At 68.6% G+C, this 7,420-nt stretch carries 7 protein-coding genes and 1 pseudogene; 4 read left to right on the forward strand and 4 right to left on the reverse strand.

Going from position 1 to position 7,420, the window contains the following annotated elements:
* The first annotated feature begins 14 nt into the window (after nt 1-14).
* The gene (ureG, locus tag AC3WLE_RS13585; protein ID WP_013956047.1) at nt 15-644 is read left to right on the forward strand and encodes an urease accessory protein UreG; all 630 of its coding nucleotides are present in this window, start codon (nt 15-17) and stop codon (nt 642-644) included.
* On the opposite strand, the gene AC3WLE_RS13590 is transcribed toward ureG, so the two are convergent.
* The gene (locus AC3WLE_RS13590) at nt 641-1,081 is read right to left on the reverse strand and encodes a helix-turn-helix domain-containing protein (protein ID WP_492321687.1); all 441 of its coding nucleotides are present in this window, start codon (nt 1,079-1,081) and stop codon (nt 641-643) included. The two genes, ureG and AC3WLE_RS13590, sit on opposite strands and share 4 nt — an antisense overlap.
* Before the next feature lie 265 nt (nt 1,082-1,346).
* Here AC3WLE_RS13590 and AC3WLE_RS13595 point away from each other — a divergent pair, with 265 nt between their 5' ends.
* The gene (locus AC3WLE_RS13595; RefSeq protein WP_492357020.1) at nt 1,347-2,192 is read left to right on the forward strand and encodes a hypothetical protein; all 846 of its coding nucleotides are present in this window, start codon (nt 1,347-1,349) and stop codon (nt 2,190-2,192) included.
* Nucleotides 2,193-2,242: 50 nt separating this feature from the next.
* Here AC3WLE_RS13595 and AC3WLE_RS13600 read toward each other — a convergent pair whose 3' ends face one another.
* Nucleotides 2,243-2,935 (reverse strand): glutathione binding-like protein, encoded by a 693-nt coding sequence (locus AC3WLE_RS13600; protein WP_492357019.1) that lies wholly within the window; start codon nt 2,933-2,935, stop codon nt 2,243-2,245.
* A gap of 157 nt (nt 2,936-3,092) precedes the next feature.
* Nucleotides 3,093-4,355: an acyl-CoA dehydrogenase family protein gene (locus tag AC3WLE_RS13605; RefSeq protein WP_010809091.1), complete on the reverse strand. Its 1,263-nt coding sequence runs from the start codon at nt 4,353-4,355 to the stop codon at nt 3,093-3,095.
* A 179-nt stretch (nt 4,356-4,534) separates the two neighbouring features.
* Here AC3WLE_RS13605 and AC3WLE_RS13610 point away from each other — a divergent pair, with 179 nt between their 5' ends.
* Together AC3WLE_RS13610 and AC3WLE_RS13615 are read left to right on the forward strand one after the other, a co-directional pair.
* Nucleotides 4,535-5,473: a LysR family transcriptional regulator gene (locus AC3WLE_RS13610; RefSeq protein ID WP_492352043.1), complete on the forward strand. Its 939-nt coding sequence runs from the start codon at nt 4,535-4,537 to the stop codon at nt 5,471-5,473.
* Nucleotides 5,474-5,737: 264 nt separating this feature from the next.
* Complete coding sequence (locus AC3WLE_RS13615) at nt 5,738-6,904, forward strand: CAP domain-containing protein (protein WP_492352044.1); 1,167 nt, start codon at nt 5,738-5,740, stop codon at nt 6,902-6,904.
* Between the two features lie 28 nt (nt 6,905-6,932).
* Here AC3WLE_RS13615 and AC3WLE_RS13620 read toward each other — a convergent pair.
* Nucleotides 6,933-7,420: pseudogene (locus AC3WLE_RS13620) on the reverse strand (hypothetical protein); the annotation flags it as partial.

Raw genomic sequence — 7,420 nt, forward strand, 5'->3', positions numbered from 1 at the left:
ACCCATACCGCACCATGACCCAGGCCCGTACCAAGAAGAACCCTCCGCTGCGCGTCGGCGTCGGCGGCCCGGTTGGCTCCGGCAAGACCACGCTGCTGGAAATGCTGTGCAAGGCGATGCGCGACCGCTACGACCTGGTTGCCATCACCAACGACATCTACACCAAGGAAGACCAGCGCCTCTTGACGATCTCCGGCGCGTTGCCGGCGGAACGCATCATGGGCGTGGAAACGGGCGGATGTCCGCACACCGCGATCCGCGAGGACGCCTCGATCAACCTGGAGGCGGTGGACCGCATGCTGGCGCGCTTCCCGGATGCTGACGTGGTCTTCATCGAGTCCGGCGGCGACAACCTCGCTGCCACCTTCAGCCCAGAACTTTCTGATTTGACGATCTACGTCATCGACGTAGCCGGCGGTGAGAAGATTCCGAGAAAGGGTGGGCCGGGCATTACCAAGTCCGACTTGCTGGTGATCAACAAGACGGACCTGGCGCCATACGTCGGGGCATCGCTGGAAGTGATGGAGAGCGATGCGCGCAAGATGCGCGGCGCCCGGCCGTTCGTGATGGGCAGCGTCAAGTCCGGGCAGGGCCTGGACGAGGTGATCCGCTTTATCGAACGGCAGGGCATGCTGGGCGTCTAGTCTGCGCTGTCGCCCTTGGCATCGGGCGCGGCGTTGGTGGCGTGAGTCAGCGACGGGCGGAAGCTGCCCTTGCCCGCCAGCGCCCGCGCCACCGCGGCCACCAGGTTCAGCTCGGGCTCGGTCAGCTCCGCCATATGGCGCACGGTGGCCTCGATCGCCGCGCGCTGGCGGTTGCCGAAGGGCGCGCGCGATTGTTCCACCTGCAGCTGGCTGGCGTCATGGCGGCTGAAGTCGAGCATCTCCGGGGTTGGCACGGCGAGCGTCTCGGCCAGCCTGCAGATGTTGGCGAGCGCCAGGTTGCGCTTGCCGCTTTCGATGCCGCTCAGGTATGAGCGCGACAGCCCGCTCTCAAGCGACAGGGTTTCCTGGGACCAGCCCCGCTGCTTGCGTAGCCAGGCAAGATGCAATCCGAATAGTCTGAGATTTCGAGAAGTCATGGGGTCGTGAAAGGTTCGGAGTGGTCTGAGGCTAAGGGTTTGACCTTGAGGCCACGACAACTTATCCTCTTCCTCACTATCGGTGTCCGACCCGCAAATTGAGGGGTGCGCCAGGCAAAATGGCGCGACACGATGGCATCAACCGGACGGCCTGCATGGCCGAGCCAAACGGGCCACTGCGCAATGCTGCGCGCAACGCTGTCATGCGTGCGCCGAGCTGCGCGGACAGCCGCCTTGCGGCCTGTCGCCCTGCAGGGGGATTGCCATGCAGATCTTCACGCTGTTCGAGGCGCAGATGCGCGCCCTCCATGCCGACCGCCACGCGCCGTCGGACTTCATTCCCGGGTTCCAGTCACGCTTGCTTGCCGCTGCTGCCGGCCTCGGCAGCACCTGCGACTACGTCTTTCTCTGCGCCGGCGAGACCCAGGCTGAATTTGCCGCGGACTGCCATGAATGGTGGGGCTGCCTGCGCGGGGGCCTGCGGCTGTGGTCGCCCGGGCGCGGCTGCCTGCTGATGGGCGGCGGCGAGCTGTTTGCGCCTGCGCCAGGCGTGCCGATGCAGGTGCAGGCGATGGTCGACTCCATCCTCGTGCGCACCGTGCCGCAAGGGCCGGCCGATGCCTCGCGGCCGGTGGTGCTGCCTGCGGGCGGGTGGCACTGCGCGCTGGGCGGCATTGCCGCGGTCGGGGCCAATGGCGCCGAGGGGGTGGCGGGGATGCACGTGTTGCCGGCAGAGGAGGTACGGGCAGAGGGCCCGCAGCCGGAGCAGGGCATGCGGCCGGAGTTCATCCAGCTGGACCAGTCGGGCGATGACTGGGCGCAGCGGCTGCAGGCGCGCGGGCTGCGCTGGGCGCTGTGCTACCGCGGCGCCATCGGCCTGCACTGGCATGGCGCGCTGGTGCGGGCCGGTGGAGACATGGCCTTCCTGCAGCCCGGCACGCTCTACGCGCCGGACCCGCACGAGTCATGCCGGCTCGACGTGCTGTTGCCGGGCACCGGCCTGCTGTGCTGCTTCGGGCCGGGCGATGACGTCGAGGTTGGTGTTGCGGCGCGCGGCGGACGGCGCGCGGACGGGTATGCGATTGCGTGCCACGCGCTGGCGCCGGTCTGATACCAGGCGGGTCAGCCGGGGCCAGCGCCCCGGCCGCCGCAGTGCCGTGCTCAGTGCCGCTTGTATTGCGTGGCGCCGAACAGGACCTCGCGCGCCTTGTCGTCCTGCAGCGCCTTGCGCGCGCTGGCCAGCACTTCCACGCCGCGCTTGACCGCGGGGCGCTCGGCGATCTCGTTGAACCAGCGCTTCAGGTTCGGGTAGTCGTCCAGGTTCACGCCCTGGTTCTGCCAGCTGCGCAGCCACGGGAAGGTGGCGATGTCGGCGATGGTGTACTGCTCGCCGGCGAGGTAGGCGTGCTTTGACAACTGCGTGTCGATCACGCCATACAGGCGCCTGGCCTCGTTGGTGTAGCGGTTGACCGCGTACTCGATCTTCTCGGGCGCGTACATGCGGAAGTGGTGCGCCTGGCCCAGCATCGGGCCCACGCCGCCCATCTGGAACATCAGCCACTGCAGCGCCTCGTACTTGCCGCGCACGTCCGCGGGCAGGAACTTGCCGGTCTTGCCGGCCAGGTAGAGCAGGATGGCGCCCGATTCGAACAGCGAGATCGGCTTGCCGTCCGGGCCGTCGGGGTCGACGATGGCCGGGATCTTGTTGTTGGGGCTGATCTTCAGGAAGTCCTCGCCGAACTGGTCGCCGGCGCCGATGTTGGTCGGATGGACCTTGTACTCCAGGCCGCATTCTTCCAGCATGATGTGGACTTTGTGGCCGTTGGGCGTGGCCCAGGTGTAGACGTCGATCATCGCAAAAGATCTCCTGGCTGCGATCGTTGGGGATGGCCACATCAACCACTGACGTGGCGAACCGGGCGATTTAAGCACAGAAGAAAAAAACGCGCAGACTGGCTGCGCGTTTTCCATACTGCCGGCAGGGCCGAAGCCCCGCGGCGTTGCCAGGCGGTCAGAACCCGCGTGCCACCGGCATCCTGATGTCGTCCGGATTCAGGTTCATGTGCTTGGCCAGCTCCAGCTTGGCAATGGCGTTGCGGTGCACCTCGTCCGGGCCGTCGGCCAGGCGCAGCGTGCGCTGGTGCGCCCACCAGTTGGCCAGCGGGAAGTCGCTGGAGACGCCGGCGGCGCCATGGACCTGGATGGCCCAGTCGATCACCTTCAGCGCCACGTTGGGGGCGATCACCTTGATCATGGCGATCTCGGCCTTGGCCACCTTGTTGCCCACGGTGTCCATCATGTACGCGGCCTTGAGCGTCAGCAGGCGCGCCATCTCGATCTCGCAGCGGGCTTCGGCGATGCGTTCCTGCGTCACGCCCTGGCTGGACACCGGCTTGCCGAAGGCCACGCGCGACAGTGCGCGCTTGCACATCAGTTCCAGCGCGCGCTCGGCCACGCCGATGCTGCGCATGCAGTGGTGGATGCGGCCCGGGCCCAGGCGGCCCTGCGCGATCTCGAAGCCGCGGCCTTCGCCCAGCAGGATGTTCGAGGCCGGCACGCGCACGTTCTTCAGCTCGATCTCCATATGGCCGTGCGGCGCGTCGTCGTAGCCGAACACCGGCAGGAAGCGCTTGATGGTGATGCCCGGGGTATCGGCCGGCACCACGATCATCGACTGCTGCTCATGGCGGCCGGCGTCGGGATTGGTCTTGCCCATCACGATGTAGACCTTGCAGCGCGGGTCGCCCGCGCCCGACGACCACCACTTGGTGCCGTTGATCACGTAGTGGTCGCCGTCGCGCTCGATGCGGCATTCGATATTGGTCGCGTCCGACGAGGCCACCGCCGGCTCGGTCATCAGGAAGGCTGAGCGGATCTCGCCGGCCAGCAGCGGCTCGAGCCACTTGTCCTTCAGTTCCTCGGAGGCATAGCGCTCCAGCGTCTCCATGTTGCCGGTGTCGGGGGCCGCGCAGTTGAAGACCTCGGCCGACCAGGGCACCCGGCCCATGATTTCGCACAGCGTGGCGTATTCCAGGTTCGACAGGCCCTGCGGGGCGCGCGGCGAGCGCGGCAGGAACAGGTTCCACAGGCCGGCCGCGCGTGCCAGCGGCTTCAGTTCCTCGATCACCTTGGTCGGCACCCAGGCGTTGCCGGCGCGGCGGTTGGCGTCGATCTCCGCGGCGAAACGCTTTTCGTTCGGGTAGATGTGCTGGTCGAAGAAGGCCAGCAGCTTGGCCTGCATTTCCTTGACCTTCGGGCTGTATTCGAAATCCATGTGGTCTCCTCGCTACGGAATCAGTGGACGCCGGGGTGGGCGGCGGCGCCTCGTTGGCCTCGGCATCAGTGCGGCATGGGCCGATGGAATGCACTCTATCTGAAAGCTGGTAATAAGAAAAATGAATTTTCTGGATTTGCCAGTATCAATTCCCTGCATTCCGTGACAGAATCCCCGGCATGCAGCTCTCCCGCATCGACCTGAATCTCTTCGTGGTGTTCGACGCCATCTACAGCGAAGGCAGCATCACCGCGGCCGCGCGCCAGCTCAACCTGACGCAGCCCGCGGTCAGCCATGCGCTGGGCCGGCTGCGCACGCTGTTCGACGACCCGCTGTTCGAGCGGCGCGGGCAGGGCATGGCGCCCACGCCGCTGGCGCGCTCGCTGGCCGCCGAGGTGCGCAGCGCGCTGCAATCGTTCGCGCGCACGCTGCAGGATACGCCGCACTTCGATCCCACCAATACCGTGCGGCGTTTCACCATCGGCATGCGCGACGCGCTGGAATCCACGCTGCTGCCGCCGCTGATGGCGCGCGTCACGGCGATGGCGCCGCAGGTGGAGATTGCCGCGATCCGCTTCGACCGCCGCGAGATGGAATCCGAGCTGCTGGCCGGCACGCTGGACGCCGCGCTGGACATCCTGCTGCCGGTCTCGCCCGCCATCCACCACGCGCCGTTCATGGCCGATCCGATGGTGGTGCTGGCGCGGCGCGACCATCCGCTGGTGAAGAAGGAGCTGACGCTCGAGCGCTACCTCGCGGCCGAGCATGTGCACGTGTCGTCGCGCCGCCGCGGTGCCGGCCTGGAAGACCAGGCCCTGCACCGCATGGGCCTGACGCGGCGCGTGCGCCTGCGTTGCCAGCACTACGCGGCCGCGTGCCGCGTGGTCAGCTGCACCGACCTGCTGGCCACGCTGCCGCTGCGCTATGCGCGCATCGCCAATGAGCCCTATGCCAACCGCCTGCTGTCGCTGCCGTTCAAGGTGCCTTCGCTGGAACTGCACCTGTACTGGCATGCGGGCGGCGAAAACGACGGTGCCAACCGCTGGCTGCGCGAGCAGCTGATGGCGGTGATGGCCGCGCTCGGCACCGGCATGGCCGACGTAGCCTCCGCCAGCTAAGTGCCTCCGCGCCCGCACGGCGGGCACCGCAAGCGACCCCCGCGGCGCCCCGGTGCGGCGCGCGCGGGTCACACGTAAGGAATTGTTCATGGGCTAGACCCTCCCGGTCCGCGCCCATACCATCGTCCGGTCTTTCTGCCCCCGGCGCCGCCGCCGCGAGCCCGTGTCCGCACGGTGCTGGCGATGGTTGCCGCGCCGGCTGTCCGCGCCTGCGGATCCCCCGGGGCAGGTTCCTTCCTCCGATGACCACGACGATTCAGAACGATGACCGGGAAACGCTTGCTTGCTGATCACCAATCCATGCCGCCGCGACGCGCGCGGCGCACCACGCTCGCCCTGACCACCCTTTGCGCCGCCGCGGCGCTGGCGCTGTCCGCATGTGGCGGCGGTGGTGGCGATGGCGGCGACGGCGCTGCTTCGTCGGGCGCATCGCAAGCGAGCGGGCCGGCCAGCGCGCCTTCCGGCCCGAGTTCCGGCACGCCTGTCACTGCAGGTGCCTGCTATACCGTCAGCGGCACGGCGCCGGCACCCGCGGCGGGCGGCGGCATCTCGCTGCTGCCGGCGCGCGGCAGTGCGGTCAGCAATTACCGCGTGCTGGAAGAGCCGCGCAGCGCCGGCCTGTGCTACGCCAACTATCGGCGCGAGCAGGTGGGCCTGCCGCCGCTGGCGGCACGCGATCCGCTCAATACCGTGGCGCAGAACCACACTGCCTACATGCTGGCCAACGCCACGCTGACCCACGACGAGACCAGCGGCAAGCCGGGCTATACCGGCGCCACGCCCAATGAGCGCATCCAGGCCGCCTATCCGACCAACGCCACCGCGGAAGTGGTGGCCGGTGCCAACCGCTGGACTTCGGTTGCCAATGCGCAGCTGTCGATGTCGCCCAAGGACGCGCTGGTGTCGGACCTGGTCAACGCGCCGTTCCACCGCGCCGCGCTGCTGGGCAGCTACGGCTCGGCCGGCAGCGGCTTTGCCGAGCGCGTGGGCCCTGATGGCAGCGGCACCTCGGCCAGCTACTACCAGACCATCGACCTGGCCGATGCATCGAAGGGCGGCAGCGACAACCAGATGGTGGCCTATCCGTACAACGGCCAGGCCGACGTGCCGGCCAGCTGGGTCAACTCGGAAAGCCCCAATCCCGCGCCGGGCTACGAGGGCAAGACCGTGGGCTATCCGGTATCGCTGCAGGCCATCAACACCTCGCTGCAGTTCGATGCCGACAACTTCGTCATCACCGACGCGCAAGGCAACAACGTCAACTGCCTCAAGGTCGACAGCCGCTCGTCGGGCCTCTCCAGCGCCGCACGCGGCCTGGCGATCTGCACGCCGGTGGCGCCGCTGGCCAGCCAGCAGCGCTACAGCGTGCGCGTCACCGGCCGGCTGGGTTCACAGCCGGTGGACCTGAGCTGGTCGTTCACCACGCGCTGACCCCGCACTCACCAGCACAGCGGCGCGCTCATTGCGGCGCGCCGTGCCGCAGCTCGATGCGCACCTGGCCCGGGGCCAGCGTGCGGTCGGCCTGCACGGCAAATGGCACCGGCGGGCGTTGCGCCGCCGGCATCGATTGCCACAGCCGTCCTGCCCATTCCCTGATTGCCTCACTGTCCGGTTCGGCCGCCAGCAGCGTGACCGATGCCGCCGCCGGCATGCGCGCGGCCGTAGCCTCGGGGTCGTCCTGGATCGACACGACCATGCCTGATGCGGTGTGCGCCGCGGGGGCGCGTGCGGCCGCCATCGGTGGCGCGGCCTTGCGCGCGAAGTCTGCCCGCGGCGCGGCCGCCGGCGGTGCCGCGGGTGCCGGCATTGCCGGCGGCGGGGCTGCCTCTGCCATGGCCGGATACGCGGGAGCGGCCGGTGCGGCGGCCACGGCCGGCGCCTGGGCGGACAAGCTTTCGGTCGCCTGCGGGGGTGGTGGCGTGGTGGCCTCGCATGGTGCCGTGCCCC

It is taken from the genome of Cupriavidus sp. FW306-1B-F12B, from assembly GCF_058781795.1.